Raw genomic sequence first — 18,261 nt, 5'->3', positions numbered from 1 at the left:
GATCAAAATAGTCTGACAAAAAAACAGCCGGCGGCGCGCCCGTGGGTTGCTATCCGCGAAGTGCGGGACGGGCGCGCTGCCGGCCGGAGTGCTTAGCGGTCCAGGACGCTCAGGCCCGGGAGTTCCTTGCCTTCAAGGTACTCCAGGCTGGCGCCGCCGCCGGTGGAGATGTGGCCGAACTGGTCATCGGCGAACCCGAGGGTCCGCACTGCCGCGGCGGAGTCGCCGCCACCGACCACCGTGAACCCGTCCGTTTCCGTCAGCGCCTGGGCGATGGCCCGGGTGCCGGCGGCAAACGCCGGGAACTCGAAGACGCCCATCGGGCCGTTCCAGAACACCGTCTTGGCGCCCTTGATCCGCTCCGCGAACGCGGCTGCCGATTCCGGGCCGATGTCCAGGCCAATGCCCTTGCTGCCGAAGCTGCTGCCTTCAATCGCCTCGGCACGGACCGTCTCAGACTCAGCGTCGGCGGCGAATTTGCTGGCGACGACAACGTCAGTGGGAACGACGAATTCGGTACCGGCGTCCGCGGCGCGCTTCAGGTACTCCTGAACGACCGGGATCTGGTCTTCTTCCAGCAGGCTGCCTGCCACCTTGTGGCCCGCAGCGGCGAGGAAGGTGAACAGCATGCCGCCGCCCACCAGGATGGTGTCAGCCTTGCCGAGTAGGTTGTCGATCACGGCGAGCTTGTCCGAGACCTTGGACCCGCCCAGGACGACGACGTAGGGGCGCTGGGTTTCGGTGGTGAGCTTGCGCAGCACCTCGACCTCCGTACGGACCAGGTCGCCCTGGTAGGACGGCAGCCGGGTGGCGACGTCGAACACACTGGCGTGCTTCCGGTGGACCGCGCCGAAGGCGTCGTCCACGAACGCGCCGTTGGATCCGGTCAGGGCCACCAGTTCATCCGCGAACGCACCGCGCTCGGTGTCGTCCTTGGAGGTTTCGCGGGCGTCGAAGCGCACGTTCTCAAGCACGAGGGCTTCGCCGTCCTGCAGCGCGGCAGCTAGTGCCTTTGCCGACTCGCCGACGGTGTCGTCCGCGAGGGAGACCTTGAACGAGGCAAGCTCGGCCAGCCGCGACGAGGCGGGCTTGAGCGAGTACTTCTCTTCCGGGGCGCCCTTGGGGCGGCCGAGGTGTGCTGTGACCAGCACGCGGGCACCGGCGTCCGTGAGCTTCGCCAGCACTGGCAGGGAGGCCTTGATACGGCCGTCGTCAGTCACTGTAGAGCCGTCGAGCGGCACGTTCAGGTCACTTCTGACCAGAACGTACCGCCCGCGGACACCATCAGCGATCAGTTCGTTGAGGGTGTGGAATGTCATGTGTCTTACCCTAGCCCAGCTTGGCTGCGACAAGCTCCGTGAGGTCCACGAGGCGGTTCGAGTAGCCCCACTCGTTGTCATACCAGGAAACAACCTTGACCTGGTTGCCGATGACCTTGGTCAGGCCGGAGTCGAAGATCGACGACGCCGGGTCGCCGACGATGTCGGAGGAGACGATCGGCTCGTCCGTGTAGGTCAGGAGGCCGCGGAGTTCGTCGGATTCGGAAGCTGCCTTGAGCGCGGCGTTGACTTCCTCGACCGTGGTTTCGCGGGACACCGTGACCGTGAGGTCGGTTGCCGAGCCGGTCGGGACCGGGACGCGGATGGCGTAACCGTCGAGCTTGCCCTTGAGCTCGGGCAGGACCAGGCCGATTGCCTTGGCCGCACCCGTGGAGGTGGGGACCATGTTGATGGCGGCGGCGCGGGCCCGGCGGAGGTCCTGGTGCGGGCCGTCCTGCAGGTTCTGGTCGGCGGTGTAGGCGTGGATGGTGGTCATCAGGCCACGCTCGATGCCGAAGGAGTCGTTGATGACCTTGGCCAGCGGGCCGAGGCAGTTGGTGGTGCAGGACGCGTTCGAGATGATGTGGTGCGCGGCCGGGTCGTACAGGCCGTCGTTGACGCCCATCACGATCGTGATGTCCTCGTCCGATGCGGGAGCGGAGATCAGGACTTTCTTGGCGCCGGCGTCGATGTGCTTCTGCGCAGCCGCGGCCTTCGTGAAGAAGCCGGTGGACTCGATGACGATGTCGACTCCGAGTTCGCCCCAGGGGAGCTTGGCGGGGTCGCGCTCGGCGAGGACCTTGATGATGTTGCCGTCGACGACGATGTTGCCGTCCTTGACCTCGATGGACTCCTGCAGGCGGCCGCCGACAGAGTCGTACTTGAGCAGGTGGGCGAGGGCCTCCGGGCTGGTGAGGTCGTTGACGGCAACGATCTCAAGGTCCGCGCCCTGGGCCAGGGCGGCGCGGAAGTAGTTGCGGCCGATGCGGCCAAAGCCGTTGATACCAATACGGGTCGTCACGTTTTCAGTCTCCTTGGTGCTTTTTTGCAAGCACGACTAGTTGAGCGGGCGTTCAAGCCAACTAACAGATCCCGCACGCCATTGGGCAGAGATGATTACCAGATCGGAGGGCGACCAGCCACATTGCTGAAGGCTAACCGCCTTCCGTGACCTATCTTACGTTTAACTGAGCCTGCCCCCGCAAGTGCGGGGGCAGGCTGTCCACGATTCGGGCTCGACAGCGCGAAATGTGAGCTTTGTTACAAGCAGGTTCGGGCTATCTCACCGTTACAGGGTAATGAGGCCCGTGGCGTTCCTGCGCGCCGCCTCGAAGCGCTTGGCGACGTCGGCCCAGTTGACGATGTTCCAGAAGGCCTTGACGTAGTCCGCCTTGACGTTGACGTAATCCAGGTAGAAGGCGTGCTCCCACATGTCCAGCATCAGCAGCGGAGTGGTTCCGAGTGCGACGTTGCCCTGCTGGTCGTAGAGCTGCTCGATGACCAGGTTGCCGCCGATCGGCTCGTAGGCGAGGAAGCCCCAGCCGGAGCCCTGCAGCCCGAGGGCGGCGGCGCTGAACTGGGCACGGAACGCGTCAAAGGAGCCGAACGCGTCATCGATGGCCGCGGCGAGCTCACCCTCCGGCTTGTCGCCGCCGTCCGGCGAAAGGTTGTTCCAGAACACGGAGTGGTTGATGTGGCCACCGGTGTGGAAGGCGAGGTCCTTGGACAGCCGGTTGATGTTGGCGAAGTCGCCCTTCTCGCGGGCCTCCGCCAGCTGGGCCAGGGCGTTGTTGGCGCCCGTCACATACGCGGCGTGGTGCTTGCTGTGGTGCAGCTCCATGATCCGCGCGGAAATGTGGGGCTCCAGTGCTGCATAGTCGTAGCTGAGTTCGGGCAGTACGTACTCGGTCACAAAATCCTCCAATGTCGTGGACGGTTCGTCCGGTTCGGTAACTCTCGGATTGTGCATCCGGATGGTGTGGCACCCGGAAGTCTGTGGTGGATCCGGGATCCGGTGGGCATAACCTCCGCTGCTGCTGAGGTATTTCCACCGTCTGGATCCGATTCTAGGGGCCGCGGCTACTCGTCCAGCATGTCCGGAGTCACATTGGCCTCGGTGCCGGGGATGCCAAGGTCCTGGGCGCGCTTGTCCGCCATCGCCAACAGCCGGCGGATCCGGCCCGCGATGGCATCCTTGGTCATCACGGGATCGGCGAGCCGGCCAAGCTCGTCGAGGCTTGCCTGTTTGTGCGCCACGCGCAGCTCACCGGCGTATTTGAGGTGTTCCGGGACGTCGTCACCGAGGATCTCGAGGGCCCGGTCCACCCGGGCGCCCGCGGCTACGGCGGCCTGGGCTGAGCGGCGCAGGTTCGCGTCGTCGAAGTTGGCCAGCCGGTTGGCGGTGGCCCGGACTTCCTTGCGCATCCGGCGTTCCTCCCAGACCATCAGCGCGTCGTGTGCGCCCATCCGGGTCAGCAGCGCGGCGATGGTGTCGCCGTCGCGGATCACCACCCGGTCCACTCCCCTGACCTCGCGGGCCTTGGCCTGGATACCCAGGCGGCGCGCTGCGCCGACCAGGGCCAGCGCCGACTCGGGTCCCGGGCAGGTGACCTCCATGGCGGAGGAGCGCCCCGGTTCGGTGAGCGAGCCGTGGGCGAGGAAGGCCCCGCGCCAGACCGCCTCGGCGTCGGAGGCTGAACCGTTTACCACTGCCGACGGGAGACCCCGGACAGGGCGTCCGCGGGCGTCCAGGAGGCCCGTCTGGCGGGCAAGGGCTTCACCGTCCCGCACCACCCGGACCACATAGCGGCTCCCCCGGCGTAGTCCGCCGCCGGAGACCACAATGATCTCGCTCTGGTGTCCGTAAACCTCTGCGATGGCGGCGCGTAGCCGGCGGGCCGTCGAGGCGAGGTCCACTTCCGCCTCGATCACGATCCGGCCGGAGATGATGTGCAGTCCGCCGGCGAAGCGGAGCATGGCCGACACTTCAGCCTTCCGGACGGAGGACTTCTTGATGTCCAGCCGGGAGAGTTCTTCCTTGACTGATGCTGTCAGTGCCATGGCACCTTTCCTAACTGTTCCCGAAAATGTCGTGGTACGCCGTGGCCAGACGCAACGGGTCGTGGATCGGCCGGCGGCTCGACGCCCCCACTTTACCCAAGACGACCTCGGCACCGAGCATCCCGGCCGCCTGCTCGAACTCGCGAAGGTCCGGGACCGACGCCGGATCGGCCAGGACGACGTCGATCGAGAAGTCCGGCGCGTACTGGCGCAGCACGCGGAGGTGGTCCGCGGCGGTCATGCCCATGGTTTCCTTGGTGTCCGTCGCCAGGTTCATCGTGAGGCAGCGCCGCGCCTGGGTGTTGCAGAGCGCTTCCCGCATTTCCGGCAGGAGCAGGTGCGGCAGCACGGACGTGTACCAGGAGCCCGGACCCAGGATGACCCAGTCCGCGAGTTCAATGGCCGTGAGGGCCTCCAGGCAGGCCGGGGCGTCCGCGGGCAGCAGCCGGACGTGCTCCAGCGAACCGGCGACCGCGCATTTAGCCTGACCGCGAAGGGTTTGCAGCACCGAGGTGCCGTCGGGGGCAGTGACCCGGATCTGGCCCTCGATGGTGAGCGGAACGCTGGACATCGGCAGGACCTCGCCGCGGGCGCCCAGCAGGGCGCCGGCCCATTTGAGGCCTGCCACGGTGTCGCCGAGGAGCTCCCAAAGGGTCACGATCAGCAGGTTGCCCATGGCGTGGTCGTCGAGGGAGCCGCCGCGGCCCTTGCCGGGCTGGAACCGGTGCTGCATGACATCGCGCCAGGTGCGGCCCCAGTCGGTATCGTCGCACAGGGCGGACAGCGCCATCCGCAGGTCTCCGGGCGGGAGGACGCCGTACTCCTCGCGCAGGCGCCCCGAGGATCCGCCGTCGTCCGCCACTGTGACGATGGCGGTCAGTTCCGAGGTAAGCAGGCGCAGGGCCGACAGTGAGGCGGAGAGGCCGTGGCCGCCGCCGAGCGCGACCACGGAGGGGCCTTTGTCCTGCTGGCTGGCGAAGGCAGGACTGGCCGGCGGGACGAGCGGCAGGGGGCCGGTGAGCAGCGCCATTATTCCCGGCCCAGGTCCCGGTGCGTCGTGGTCACGGTGACGCGCGGGTATTGCGCGAGGCGGCGGGAAAGCTCGACGGCGACGGCGACCGAGCGGTGCTTTCCTCCGGTGCAGCCGATCGCAATCGTGGCGTAGTGCTTGTTCTCACGGCGGTAGCCGTCCAACACCGGTTCGAGGGCCAGGACGTAGCGCTCCACGAAGTTGCTGACCCCCTGGGCCTCGAGCACGTAGTCGCTGACGTCCTTGTCCAGGCCGGTGTGCGGGCGCAGCGCCGGAACCCAGTGCGGGTTGGGGATGAAGCGGGCGTCCGCCACGAAGTTCGCGTCCACCGGCAGGCCGTACTTGAAACCGAAGCTCATGACGTTCAGGCGCAGCGCCACCGGTCCGGTGTCGCTGAACAGCTCAGTGATGGCGGTGGCCAGTCCGTGCACGTTCAGGGCCGAGGTGTCCAGGACGATATCGGCAGAAGTCCGGAGTTCGTGGAGCAGTTCGCGCTCGGCGGCGATGCCGTCGAGGATCCTGCCGCCGCCCTGCAGCGGGTGCGGGCGGCGGCCCTGTTCGAAGCGGCGGACCAGGACGCCGTCGTCCGCGTCGAGGAAGAGCACCCGGAAGGTGACGCCACTGGCCTCGAGCGCGCGGAGGGCGGCGCGGATGTCAGCGAACAGCTCCTTGCTCCGGACGTCCATCACCACGGCGAGTTTGGAGATGGAGCGGGGCGCGTGGGAAACCAGCTCGGCGAGCGTGCCGAGCATCTGCGGCGGCAGGTTCTCCACGACGTACCAGCCGTGGTCCTCCAGCGCGTCCGAGGCCGTGCTGCGGCCCGCTCCCGACATGCCGGTCACCACGAGCAGTTCCGCCTCATCGGGTTTGACCGGAGTCATGCCGTCCGTTTCCGTGCCGGATCCCGCCGTCGACTCTGCCATCTGTGAAGCCCCGTTCTGCTGTGCAATTCTTTGTCGCGGCCATCCGGTCGGCGCCATTTGTGCCGACGGACGTGCCGTTTCCCAAGTCCTTACCCTAGCTAAGTTTGCCGGTGCTAGCTAAGTTTCCAGGATTTCGCCGGTCGTCATGTTGATGGCCTGCAGGGCGGGGGGCCCGGCCGCGTCCTCCTGGCCGAAGTGTCGCACGATCGCCTCGGCGAGGGAGGGTCCGATCCCCTTTGCCACGGTGAGCTCGGCCGCAGTCGCGGCCTTGATGCTTTTGACCGAGCCGAATTGGGCCAGAAGGGCCTTGCGCTTGGATGCGCCCAGTCCCGGGACGCTGTCCAGGGCGGACACGGTCATGGCCTTGCCGCGTTTCTGGCGGTGGAAGGAGATCGCGAAACGGTGCGCCTCGTCGCGGATGCGCTGCAGAAGATAGAGCCCGGCCGAGGCCCGCGGCAGGATCACGGGGAAGTCGCTGTCCGGGAGCCAGACCTCCTCGAGCCGCTTGGCCAGCCCGACGACGTAGACATCGTCGACGCCCAGTTCGGCCAGCGCACGGGCGGCCGCGTTGACCTGGGGCTTCCCGCCGTCGACCACCACCAGGTTGGGCGGGTAGGCGAACCGCGCCCGCAGCGCGGGCGTCGTGGTGTCCGTTCGGGCGCCGGCGGGCCCGGCGACGGCGGCGTCGGCCGCGGCCGTGAGCGCCGCCAGGTGGCCGGGCTGCGCGGCGGCGTCGGCATGCTCTGCCTTCTCCTGCAGATAGTTCCGGAAGCGGCGGGTCAGCACGTCATGCATCGCGGCGGTGTCGTCGTTGGCGGCGGCGCCGCTGATGGAGAACTTCCGGTAGTCCGACTTCTTCGGCAGCCCATCCTCGACCACCACCATGGACCCGACGACGTTGGTGCCCTGCACGTGCGAGATGTCGAAGCACTCGATCCGCATCAGCGCCATGGGAAGGTCCAGTGCCTCCTGCAGCTCCTGCAGCGCCTGGGACCTCATGGTCAGGTCGCCGGCCCGCCGTGACTTGTGCAGTTTCAGGGCGTGCTCGGCGTTGTCCCGCACGGTGGACAGCAGGGCAGCCTTGTCGCCGCGCTGCGGGACACGGATATCCACGCGGGCGCCGCGGAGGCCGCTGAGCCATTCGGCGAGCTCGGCGGCGTTGCTGGGTTCCGTGGGCACCAGGACTTCCCGCGGCAGCCGTCCCTGGCTTTCGGCTTCCTCGCCGTAGACCTGCTGGAGCAGGTGCTCGACCAGGTCGGGGGTGGTGAAGTCTTCGACCTTTTCCACCACCCAGCCGCGCTGGCCGCGGATCCGGCCGCCACGGACGTGGAAGACCTGGACCGCGGCCTCCAGTTCGTCCTCGTGCAGGGCGAAGACGTCCGCGTCGGTGCCCTCGGCCAGGACGACGGCGTTGCGCTCAAAGACCTTTTTCAACGCGACGATGTCGTCCCGGATGCGGGCCGCGCGCTCGTAGTCCAGTTCGGCGACGGCGGCGGCCATCTCCTTTTCCAGCCTCGTCACGAACGGTTTGGCCTCGCCGCCCATGAAGGTGCAGAAATCCTCGGCGAGGGCACGGTGGTCCTCCGCGGAGATGCGTCCCACGCACGGGGCCGAGCACTTGTCGATATAGCCCAGCAGGCACGGCCGGCCACTGGCTTCGGCCCGCTTCAGGACCCCGGCGCTGCAGCTGCGGACCGGGAACACCCGCAGCAGGGTGTCCATGGTGTCCCGGATGGCGCCGGCGGTGTACGGGCCGAAATAGCGCGTACCCTTCCGGCGTTCGCCGCGCAGTACCTGGACGCGAGGGTACTTCTCCCCCATCGTGACCGCTAGGTACGGATAGCTTTTGTCGTCACGGAACATGACGTTGAAGCGCGGTTTGAATTCCTTGATCCAGGTGTATTCCAGCTGGAGGGATTCGAGTTCGCTGCCGACGACGGTCCATTCAACGCTGCTGGCCGCATGGACCATCGCATGGGTCTTGGGCAGCAGCCCGGCAGGGTTGGCGAAGTAGGAGTTCAGCCGCGAACGGAGGTTCTTGGCCTTGCCGACGTAGATGACCCGGCCGTGCGGATCGCGGAAGCGGTACACGCCCGGATTGGTCGGAATCTCACCCGCCTGGGGTCGGTAACTCGCTGGATCTGCCACAGTTCAAGTCTACTGAAACGGCGGGGGTGTCCGGGACAGCGCCCTAGTCGATGGCTTTGCTCTGGTTGTAGCCGGTGGCCCGTTCCTGGCCGCTGAGTTCGGCGATGGCGTCCATGATCCGGTCGGTGACCTGGCGGCGCGCCGGCAGGGAGTGGTCCGGACCGGTCTTGTCGAAGTACAGCGGCTGGCCGACTTTCATGGTGAAGTGCTGCGGCTTGATGGACTTGCTGTCCGCCGGCTGCAGGTGTTCGGTGCCGATCAGTCCCACCGGTACGACCGGGGCGCCCGTGGTCAGGGCGAGCCAGCCGACACCGGTACGGCCGCGGTACAGCAGGCCGTCACGGGAACGGGTGCCCTCGGGGTAGATCCCGATGCCGCGGCCGGAGTCGAGGATCTCCAGCAGCGTCTTGAGCGCCTGCACGCTGGCGGCCTGCTCGCCGCGCTCGACCGGGATCGAGCCGACGGCCTCGAAGAAGGATTTCATGACCTTCCCCTTGACGCCGCCGGTGGTGAAGTACTCGGCCTTCGCGAAGAACGCGACCGGGCGCGGCATGAGGGCCTGGACGATCACGCTGTCCAGGAAGGAAAGATGGTTCGGGGCCACGATGAACGGGCCCTCCTCGGGCACGTTTTCCAGGCCGATGACGGTGGGCCGGCAGCTCGAGGTGAGGAGTCCCCGCGTGGTCCAGCGGATCGCATCAAACATTGCCATCGGTGTGCACCTCGCTCCGGGATTCGGTGCGGGGAACGTGCGCCGTCGCTGCCGCCGCCCGGTGCGGGGCCGTCCGGCCAGCGGTTCCGTCTGCGTCCCGTCGCAGGATGGTCTGGTGCAGGGCCGTGGTGGTCTGCACGATCTCGACGGCCCCGGCCTCGTGCAGTTCGCCGTCGGGGGCGAAGCCCCAGGCTACGCCGATGCACTCCATGCCGTTGGCTGCCGCCCCGGCCACGTCCTGGGCGCGGTCCCCCACCATGACGGCGTGGCGCAGGTCCCCGGCGGACTGGGCCTGCAGATCGGCCAGCGCGGCGGCGACGATCTCGGCCTTTCCCGCCGGAGCGGCAGCGCCGGGCCCGGCCGTCTCATCGGCGGCAGAGCCGCGGATGGTGCCGAAGTGGTCCGCGATGCCATGGTGTTCAAGTACGGTTCGTGCCAGCCCCTCGGGCTTCTGGGTGGCGACCGCCACCGGACGTCCGGCGGCGGTGAAGGATTCCAGCAGGTCGCGGACGCCGGGGTAAAGCCGGCTCTGGGCGATGCCGGTAGAGGCGTAGTGCGCGCGGTAGATCGTGATGGCGGCGTGCAGCTGTTCGGCCGGGACGCCGGCGATTTCCGTGAGGGAATGGCTGAGCTTGGGTCCGATCATCGCGTCCATCCGGGCCTTGCCGGGAACGGGGAGCCCGAGCTCTGTGAGGGCCGCTGCGATTCCGTCCGTTATTCCGCCGGCGGGATCGACAAGAGTGCCGTCCAGGTCAAAGATCACGGGCACTGTTGTAAGGGTCACCGGCCTAGTTTCTCACGAGTGCCGGGATGCCAGAAACTCGCATTCCCCGCAGGGAATACATCGGGGAGAACTTCCCCTTGTTATGCCCGGCCCCGTGTGGGCCGGCGGCGTTCCGGAACGCCGCCGGCCCACACCGGGTTGATGGGCCCGGGCGGACTCAGGCCAGGATGTCGGCCAGGAAGGCTGCCGTGTGGCTTTCCGTGGATTTGGCGACTTGCTCCGGGGTGCCGGAGGCAACGATGCGTCCGCCGCCGGATCCGCCGTCGGGTCCCAGATCCACGATCCAGTCGGCACTCTTGATGACGTCGAGGTTGTGCTCGATGGTGATGACGGTGTTGCCCTTGTCCACGAGGCCCTGCAGCACCATGAGCAGCTTCCGGATGTCCTCGAAGTGCAGTCCCGTGGTGGGTTCGTCCAGCACGTAGATGCTGCGGCCGTTGGAGCGCTTCTGCAGTTCCGCCGCGAGCTTTACCCGCTGGGCCTCGCCGCCGGAAAGCGTCGTGGCGGGCTGGCCCAGCCGCACGTAGCCGAGCCCGACGTCGACGAGCGTGGACAGGTGCCGGGCGATCGGCGAGAACGCCGCAAAGAACTCGGCGCCCTCTTCGATTGGCATGTTCAACACGTCCGCTATGGTCTTGCCCTTGTAGTGCACCTCCAGCGTTTCCCGGTTGTACCGGGCACCGTGGCATACCTCGCACGGGACGTAGACGTCCGGCAGGAAGTTCATTTCGATCTTCAGCGTGCCGTCACCGGAGCAGGCTTCGCAGCGGCCGCCCTTGACGTTGAAGGAGAACCGGCCCGGCTGGTAGCCGCGGACCTTCGCTTCGGTGGTCTCGGCGAAGAGCTTGCGAATGTTGTCGAACACGCCCGTGTAGGTCGCCGGGTTGGAGCGCGGCGTGCGCCCGATCGGGCTCTGGTCCACGTGCACGACCTTGTCGAGGTGTTCCAGGCCCTGGATCAGCTTGTGCCGTCCGGCCACCTGCTTGGCGCCGTTGAGCTTGTTGGCGAGCACCTTGTAGAGAATCTCGTTGACGAGGGTTGACTTGCCGGAGCCGCTGACGCCCGTCACCGCCGTGAACAGGCCAAGCGGGAAGGTGGCGTCCACGTTCAGGAGGTTGTTCTCCTTGGCGCCGACCACCTTGAGTTCCCGCTTCTTGTCGTACTTGCGGCGTTTCCGCGGGATCTCGATCTGCTTCCGGCCGGAGAGGTAGTCACCGGTCAGGGACGCGGTGTTCTCCAGCAGTTCCTTGTAGGACCCGGAGTGGACCACCATGCCGCCGTGCTCGCCGGCGCCGGGTCCGATGTCGACGACCCAGTCGGCCTCCTGGATGGTGTCTTCGTCGTGCTCGACCACGATCAGGGTGTTGCCGAGGTCCCGCAACCGAGTGAGCGTTTCGATCAAGCGGCGGTTGTCGCGCTGGTGCAGCCCGATGGACGGCTCGTCGAGGACGTAGAGAACGCCGACGAGGCCGGAGCCAATCTGGGTGGCGAGCCGGATCCGCTGGGCTTCGCCGCCGGAGAGCGTGCCGGAGGGCCGTTCCAGGTTCAGGTACTCGAGGCCGACGTCGAGGAGGAAAGTCAGCCGGGCCTGAATTTCCTTCAGGACTTGGTGCGCGATCTGGGCCTCGCGGTCCGTGAGGACCAGGTTGTTCAGGAAGTCGGCGCACTCGCGCATCGGCAGGGCAGCTACCTGGGCGATGTTATGGCCGTTGATCAGCACCGAGAGGGATGCCGGGTTCAGGCGCGCGCCGCTGCAGACCGGGCACGGGATCTGCCGCATGTATTCCTCGTATCGGTCCCGGGCCTTGTCCGAGTCGGTTTCGAGGTGCTTGCGGTGGACGTACTGGATGACGCCCTCAAAGCCGGTGCTGTACTTGCGTTCCCGGCCGAAGCGGTTGCGGTACTGCACCACCACCTTGTGGTCTTTGCCGTGCAGCACGGTTTGGCGGGTGTCCTCGGAGAGCTTGTCCCACGGGGTCTTCATCGAGAAGCCGAGTTCCTTGGCCAGCCCGCCGAGCAGCCGGTTCCAGTATTCCGTCGTTGCCGTCCCGAGGGACCAGGGCGCGATGGCACCTTCCGAGAGGGACAGCTCCCCGTTCGGGATGATGAGTTCCTCATCGACTTCGAGCTTCGTGCCGATGCCGCTGCAGGCGGAGCATGCGCCGAAGGGGTTGTTGAACGAGAAGGAACGCGGTTCGATCTCGTCGATCGCGAGCGGGTGCTCGTTGGGGCACGCGAGGTGCTCGGAGAACGCCCTGACGCGTTCCGCGTCATCGGCTTCGAGGTCCACGAATTCGGCGAGGACGCGGCCCTCGGCCAGCCCGAGGGCGGTCTCCACCGAGTCGGTGAGGCGCTGGCTGATGCCCTCCTTGACCACCAACCGGTCCACCACCACTTCGATGGTGTGCTTGAACTGCTTGCCCAGCTTGGGCGGATCACTGAGCTGGATGAGCTTCTCGTCCACCCGGGCACGCGAGTAGCCCTTGGCCGTCAGTTCCTTGAACAGCTCAACGAATTCGCCCTTGCGCCCGCGGACCACCGGTGCCAGGACCTGGAAGCGGGTGCCCTCCGGCAGCTCCAGCAGCTGGTCCACGATCTGCTGCGGGGTCTGCTTTGTCACCGGTTCCCCGCAAACAGGGCAGTGCGGGCGGCCGACACGGGCCCACAACAGGCGCATGTAGTCGTAGATCTCCGTGATGGTGCCCACGGTGGAGCGTGGGTTCTTGCTCGTGGACTTCTGGTCAATCGAAACCGCGGGCGAGAGGCCTTCGATGAAGTCGACGTCGGGCTTGTCCACCTGGCCCAGGAACTGTCGGGCGTAGGCGGAGAGCGACTCGACGTAGCGGCGCTGTCCCTCGGCGAAGATCGTGTCGAAGGCGAGGGAGGACTTGCCCGAACCGGACAAGCCGGTGAAGACGATCATGGAGTCCCGCGGCAGGTCGAGGTCCACGTTCCGCAGGTTGTGTTCGCGCGCGCCCTTGACCACCAGGCGGGACATGTCCGGACGCTTTACCTCGGGACGGGAATCGACGGCGCGGCCCGGTTTTGCGGCGCTCACCGGAACGGAGCCCATCGGGACGGTACTCATAGGTTCGGGCTTGTCATCAACGGCTGGATCTTCAGCTACGGCTTTAGGCACGCTACCAATGCTAATCGAAAACTTCTTCGAACATATATTCGCTGCTGTGTCCCAGCCCGGTAAATGCCGCCCGGTGTGTTAGCACGCCGTCATTCCCGGTCGTACGCGGCGGCCAGCAACTGGACGGCCTCCGCGAAGCTGGCGCCCTGGGCCTTCGCCGCCGCCGCAAAGTCCGCGGCGGCGGCGGACAGCGAACTCCAGGCCTCGTCCCGGGCGCAGACGACGGTGCCGTTGCGGCCCCGGGTCGCGACGATGCCGGCCGCTTCCAGTTCCTTGTAGGCGCGGGCCACAGTGTGCGGTGCGACGCCCAGTTCGGCGGCAAGGTTGCGGACCGCCGGCAGCCGGGTGCCCGGGGCCAGAGTGCCATTGTCCGCCCGTTCGATGATGTTGAGCCGGAGCTGTTCGAACAGCGGGACCGAGCTGGCCTGGTTTGGTTTCCAGACTCCGGGAAACCGGTCGGCAACGCTCTCGGCCGGGGTCACTGTTCCGGCCCCCGGCGGCCCGGGCGCTGTTCGCGAGGGGCGAACTGTGCTGCATACAGATCCGTGTACAGCCCGCCCACCGCCAGCAGCTGGTGGTGGGTGCCGTGTTCAACAATCCGTCCGTGGTCCATGACCAGAATTAGATCAGCGTCCCGGACGGTGGACAAGCGGTGGGCAATCACGAAGCTCGTGCGGCCGTGCCGGAGCCGCTGCATCGCCTGCCGGATCTGTACCTCGGTGCGGCTGTCCACGGAGCTGGTGGCCTCGTCCAGGACCAGGATGCTGCGCCCGGCCAGCTGCGCCCTTGCGATCGAGACGAGCTGTCGCTGCCCCCGGCTGAGGGAGTCGCCGTCGTTGCCGAGCATGGTGGCGTATCCGTCCGGCAGCGAGCGGACAAACTGGTCCACGTGGCTGGCCTGCGCGGCGGCGAGTATCTCGGACTCGCTGGCGCCTGGCCGGCCGTACTCGATGTTCTCCCGGATGGTGCCGGTGAACAGCCACGCGTCCTGCAGCACGACGCTGAGGGCGGATCGCAACTCGTCGCGGGGCAGTACAGCAATGTCGGTGCCATCGAGCGTGATCCGTCCGGAGTCCAGTTCGTAGAACCGCATGAGCAGGTTCACGACGGTGGTCTTGCCGGCGCCGGTGTGGCCCACGATCGCAACGGACTGCCCCGGCTCCACCGTGAAGGAGAGATCCCGGACCGCGGGAGAACCCGGGTGGTAGCTGAAGCTGGCCCGCTCGAAGGCGATGCGGCCCGTGGACCCCGGCATCCCGGGTTTCCGGGCGGGCACAGCAGGCGGCGCTGCGCTCTGCCGTGCCGGCGGCTCGGCCGTGATTTCGGGGGCGTCCAACAGGGCGAAGACCCGGTCTGCCGAGGTCAGGCAGGATTGCAGAAGTGTCAGCATTCCGGCGACCTGGCCCATCGGCTGGCTGAAAAGCCGGCTGAACTGGATGAAGGCCTGCAGACCCCCGATCGTCATGGCGCCGGCCGTGACCTGGAGGGCGCCGACGACGGCGACCGCGACGTAGTTGAGGTTGGACACGAATACCATCAACGGCTGAACCACGCCCGAGACGTACTGGGCGCGGGTGCTGGCCCGGCTGAGCCTCCTGTTGCTCTCGCGGAATGCCGCCGCCACGGTGTCCTGCCGCCCGAACGCCTTGATGACCTCATGCCCGGTGAAGAATTCCTCCAACTGCGCCTGCAGCTCACCTGTGCTCCCCCACTGTTCCGTGAAATGGACCTGGGACTTCCGGGCCATCAGGACCGTGATCACGGCGGACACGGGCACGGAGACCAGGGCGATCACCGCCAGGACGGGTGAGATCCACAGCATCATCACGAGTGCCGCGGAGAGCATCAGCAGGGACATGATCAGCTGGTTCAGGAGCTGGTTCAGGGCCTGGGAAATGTTGTCGACGTCGTTGGTGGCGCGGCTGAGGACATCGCCCCGGTGCTGGTCGTCGAAATGGCTGGAGGTCAGCACGTGCATTTTCTCCTCGACGGAGGAACGGAGACCGTAGCTCAAGCGCTGCACGGCCGTGGCCGCCAGCGCTCCCTGGATCCAGCTGAACACCGAGGCCCCGAGGTACAGAAGGGAGACGGCGGTCAGCAGTCCCGCCAGCTTCCCCTGATCAAAGGTTCCGCCCAGGACGCTGTCAACCACGACGTCGGTGGCGTCTCCCAGATACTTGGGGGCTGTGACATTGAGGATCACGAAGGCGCAAGTGGCCGCAATGACGCCTGCCATCCGCCACTTCGACGGCCGGAGCAATCCGAGGAGCCGGCGGCCGGTGCGCCGGTGGGACCCGGCGCCGGCCCGGGACGCCACCGGTTCGGCCTGCCCCGGTGCAGCGTGGTGGTCGAACCGGGGGCCGTCATTCAACGGTGCAGCGGCACCTCCGGCCAGGGCCTCGTCCTGGCCGGGTTCACGGATCACGGGGTGTCCTCCAGCACGAGCTGGGAAGCTGCAATCTCCTGGTAGCTCGGTGAGGACTCCATCAGCTCGTGGTGCGTGCCCTGCGCCACGAGGCGGCCGTTTTCCAGCACCAGGATCAGTCCCGCGTCCACGATGGTGGCTACGCGCTCGGCAACGACCAGTACCGTGGCGGCGCGCAACAGGGGCTCGAGGGCCTTCCGCAGCCGGTAGTCGGTGCCGTAGTCAAGGGCCGAGAAGCTGTCGTCGAAGAGGCAGACGGAGGCGGCGCGCCGAAGCAGCGCGCGGGCAATGCAGAGCCGCTGCCGCTGGCCGCCGGAGAAGTTGGTGCCGCCCTGGCTGACCGGTGACAGCAGTCCCTGCGGTAAGCGCCGGACGAAGCCGGCCGCCTGGGCCGCGGTGAGCACGTCCCAAAGTTCCTCGTCGGTGGCCTCCGGCGACCCCATCCGCAGGTTGTCGGCGAGCGTCCCGGAAAACAGGTAGGAGTGTTGCGGCACCAAAGCGACCAGACCGCGGAGCGTCGCCAGCGGCAGGTCCCGGATGTCGCGGCCGCCGATCGTGATCTGCCCAGCTGTGGTGCCCAGGAACCGGGGCAGCAGGTTCAGGAGCGTGCTTTTGCCGCTGCCGGTGGCGCCGATGATCGCCGTCGTTGTGCCTGGAACTGCCGTGAAGCTGACGTTCTCGAGCACCGGCGCCTCGGCGCCCGGGTAGGCGAACGAGACGTTACGGAACTCCACGGTGCCGTCGCCAGGTCGGGCGCCGTCAAAGCCGGCGTCCGCCGGGGCAGGGCCGTCCGCGATGGCAGGTGCCGTGTCCAGGACCGCCCGGATGCGTTCCGCGCACGCGGCTGCACGCGGGGCGGTCATGAAGACGAACATGGCCATCATGATCGCGATCAGGATCTGCAGGATGTAGGCGATGAATGCCGTCAGGGCTCCCAGCCTCATCTCGCCGGACTGGATCCGGTGCCCGCCGAACCAGACAACGGCGACGGAGGACAGATTGACCACGAGCATGATCATCGGCATCATCCCGGCGACCAGCAGGGCCGAGTGCAGGTTGTTCCGGGTGAGTTCCCTGTTGGCGCCGTCGAACCGGCGGATTTCATGGTCCTGCCGGACGAAGCCGCGGATGACGTTGGCACCGATGATCTGCTCACGCAGTACCCGGCTGATCCGGTCGATGAGCCCCTGGCCGGCCCGGTAGAGCGGAACGAGGCGCCGCACGATCACGGCCATGATCACGGCGAGCACCGGCACGACGGCAACGACGATGCCCGACAGCGCCAGGTCCTGCTGCATGGCCAGCACAATGCCGCCGAGGAAGATGGCGGGCGCGGCGACCAGCATGGTGAACACCAGGACCGCGAGGTTCTGGATCTGGGCGACGTCGTTGGTGGCCCGGGTCACCAGGCTGGCGGCGCCGAACTCGGCGACTTCCTGGGAGGAGAAGGACTGGACCTTGGCAAAAAGCTCGTCGCGCAACTGCCGGCCCACCTCCATGGCCAGGCCAGCGCCCAGGTAGCAGGCAGCAACGGCCGCGACGACCTGCACCGCTGCCGTCACGGCCATCCGGACGCCGAAATCCGCGATGGCCGCCGGATTGCGGCCGACAATGCCGTCGTCGATGATGGCGGCATTGAGGGTGGGCAGCAGCAGATTGGCGGTGGTCTGCACGAGCTGCAGGAGAACGATGGCAAGCACTAGTCCCTTGTGGGCAGCTAACAGGCGCCCCAACAGGCCAATCAGCACAGAGCCTCCATCGCTAGATCAGGGCACGGACCAGCATCTCCGGCGGCCGCCCCCAGGCCGCTTCGCCATTGTAAACCCAGCTCCATGCGCTCCTGTCAGACCCGCACGGTCCGAATCAAGCGCGGGGCGCCGGATCAGGAAGGCCGGGGCACTGTCACTCGCGCTTGCGGGCCACGGCGAAGCTCCGGCGGAAGGGGAAGACCGTTCCGTGCACCGAGGACGGGTAGGCATCGGCCAGCAGGGCCGAATACTCTGCTTCGAACTCGCTGGCTTCCTCGGCGGAGAGAGCGGCCAGCACGGGCCGGAGGCCGGTGCCGCGGACCCACTCCAGGACCGGGTTTTCGCCCGGCAGGAGCTGCTGGTAGGTCGTTTCCCAAGCGTCGGCGTCGCAGCCGGCGTCGAGCATGATGTTGAGATATTCGGCGGCGTCGCCGACGACGTCGTCGTGCCGAAGCACACCGCCGAGCCGGCCCGCCCAGGTCGGTGACTCGGCCAGGTGCCGCATGTGCGTGTGGGACGGCGAGTTGAAGTTGCCGGGGACCTGCAGGGCGAACCAGGCTCCGGGTTTGAGGGCCGCGAGCCAGCCAGGGAGCATCTCACGGTGGCTGGGCACCCATTGCAGGGCGGCATTGGTGACCACAACGTCAATCTCCCCGGAGGGCTGCCAGGCGGCGATGTCGGCCAGTTCGAAGGACAAGTTGGGCGCGCTCCGGGCGTGGGCACCGGCTTTCGCCAGCATCTCCGGGGAGGAATCCAGACCCACCACCTGCGCCCCGGGCCAGCGCTCCGCGAGCGTCGCCGTGAGGTTGCCGGGGCCGCAGCCGAGGTCCACCACCAGGCGGGGATCGTCCGCGTGGACCCGGGCCGTCAAGTCAAAGTAGGGCCTGTCCCGGTAGTCTCCGAATTGCACGTATTTGGTGGGATCCCACTTCATGATTTCCTCCGGTCACCGGCGAGAATGCGACCTCCGAAG

14 protein-coding genes are annotated in these 18,261 nt (G+C 67.2%); all 14 read right to left on the bottom strand.

From position 1 onward, the window contains the following. Window positions 1–92: 92 nt before the first annotated feature. The 14 genes from OM977_RS09565 to OM977_RS09500 all read right to left on the bottom strand — a co-directional run bounded on the left by OM977_RS09565 (window position 93) and on the right by OM977_RS09500 (window position 18,222). Window positions 93–1,319, bottom strand: coding sequence for a phosphoglycerate kinase (locus tag OM977_RS09565; protein ID WP_264357243.1), 1,227 nt, complete (start codon window positions 1,317–1,319; stop codon window positions 93–95). 10 nt (window positions 1,320–1,329) lie between these two features. Then, window positions 1,330–2,340: a type I glyceraldehyde-3-phosphate dehydrogenase gene (gene gap / locus OM977_RS09560; RefSeq protein WP_264357242.1), complete on the bottom strand. Its 1,011-nt coding sequence runs from the start codon at window positions 2,338–2,340 to the stop codon at window positions 1,330–1,332. 267 nt (window positions 2,341–2,607) lie between these two features. Further along, window positions 2,608–3,231 (bottom strand): superoxide dismutase, encoded by a 624-nt coding sequence (locus OM977_RS09555; RefSeq protein WP_264357241.1) that lies wholly within the window; start codon window positions 3,229–3,231, stop codon window positions 2,608–2,610. Window positions 3,232–3,398: 167 nt separating this feature from the next. Next, the gene (gene whiA / locus OM977_RS09550; RefSeq protein ID WP_264357240.1) at window positions 3,399–4,379 is read right to left on the bottom strand and encodes a DNA-binding protein WhiA; all 981 of its coding nucleotides are present in this window, start codon (window positions 4,377–4,379) and stop codon (window positions 3,399–3,401) included. A gap of 10 nt (window positions 4,380–4,389) precedes the next feature. Next, complete coding sequence (locus tag OM977_RS09545; protein WP_264357239.1) at window positions 4,390–5,409, bottom strand: gluconeogenesis factor YvcK family protein; 1,020 nt, start codon at window positions 5,407–5,409, stop codon at window positions 4,390–4,392. Beyond that, window positions 5,409–6,332 (bottom strand): RNase adapter RapZ, encoded by a 924-nt coding sequence (rapZ, locus tag OM977_RS09540; RefSeq protein WP_264357238.1) that lies wholly within the window; start codon window positions 6,330–6,332, stop codon window positions 5,409–5,411. Before rapZ ends, OM977_RS09545 begins: the two co-directional genes overlap by 1 nt. A 117-nt stretch (window positions 6,333–6,449) precedes the next feature. Next, a complete protein-coding gene (uvrC, locus tag OM977_RS09535; protein WP_264357237.1) occupies window positions 6,450–8,480 on the bottom strand; it encodes an excinuclease ABC subunit UvrC in 2,031 nt (676 codons plus the stop codon). A 43-nt stretch (window positions 8,481–8,523) separates the two neighbouring features. Beyond that, window positions 8,524–9,192: a lysophospholipid acyltransferase family protein gene (locus OM977_RS09530; RefSeq protein WP_264357236.1), complete on the bottom strand. Its 669-nt coding sequence runs from the start codon at window positions 9,190–9,192 to the stop codon at window positions 8,524–8,526. Further along, a complete protein-coding gene (locus OM977_RS09525) occupies window positions 9,179–9,976 on the bottom strand; it encodes an HAD hydrolase-like protein (protein ID WP_264357235.1) in 798 nt (265 codons plus the stop codon). Before OM977_RS09525 ends, OM977_RS09530 begins: the two co-directional genes overlap by 14 nt. A gap of 157 nt (window positions 9,977–10,133) precedes the next feature. Beyond that, a complete protein-coding gene (gene uvrA, locus OM977_RS09520; protein WP_264357368.1) occupies window positions 10,134–12,974 on the bottom strand; it encodes an excinuclease ABC subunit UvrA in 2,841 nt (946 codons plus the stop codon). Window positions 12,975–13,204: 230 nt separating this feature from the next. Further along, entirely contained in the window at window positions 13,205–13,597 is a 393-nt protein-coding gene (locus OM977_RS09515; RefSeq protein ID WP_264357234.1) for a GntR family transcriptional regulator, read from the bottom strand. Beyond that, on the bottom strand, window positions 13,594–15,351 hold the full coding sequence (locus OM977_RS09510; protein ID WP_264357367.1) for an ABC transporter ATP-binding protein: 1,758 nt from the start codon (window positions 15,349–15,351) through the stop codon (window positions 13,594–13,596). The genes OM977_RS09515 and OM977_RS09510 overlap by 4 nt, the downstream gene beginning before the upstream one ends. 185 nt (window positions 15,352–15,536) lie before the next feature. Further along, complete coding sequence (locus tag OM977_RS09505; protein WP_264357233.1) at window positions 15,537–17,288, bottom strand: ABC transporter ATP-binding protein; 1,752 nt, start codon at window positions 17,286–17,288, stop codon at window positions 15,537–15,539. Between the two features lie 154 nt (window positions 17,289–17,442). Further along, on the bottom strand, window positions 17,443–18,222 hold the full coding sequence (locus OM977_RS09500) for a trans-aconitate 2-methyltransferase (protein WP_264357232.1): 780 nt from the start codon (window positions 18,220–18,222) through the stop codon (window positions 17,443–17,445). Window positions 18,223–18,261 lie beyond the last annotated feature (39 nt).

Origin of the sequence: Pseudarthrobacter sp. MM222 (genome assembly GCF_947090775.1) — a bacterium.
Lineage (GTDB): Bacteria > Actinomycetota > Actinomycetes > Actinomycetales > Micrococcaceae > Arthrobacter.
The sequence above is the reverse complement of the archived record's forward strand: the minus strand, read 5'-3'. Positions and strand labels throughout refer to the sequence as shown.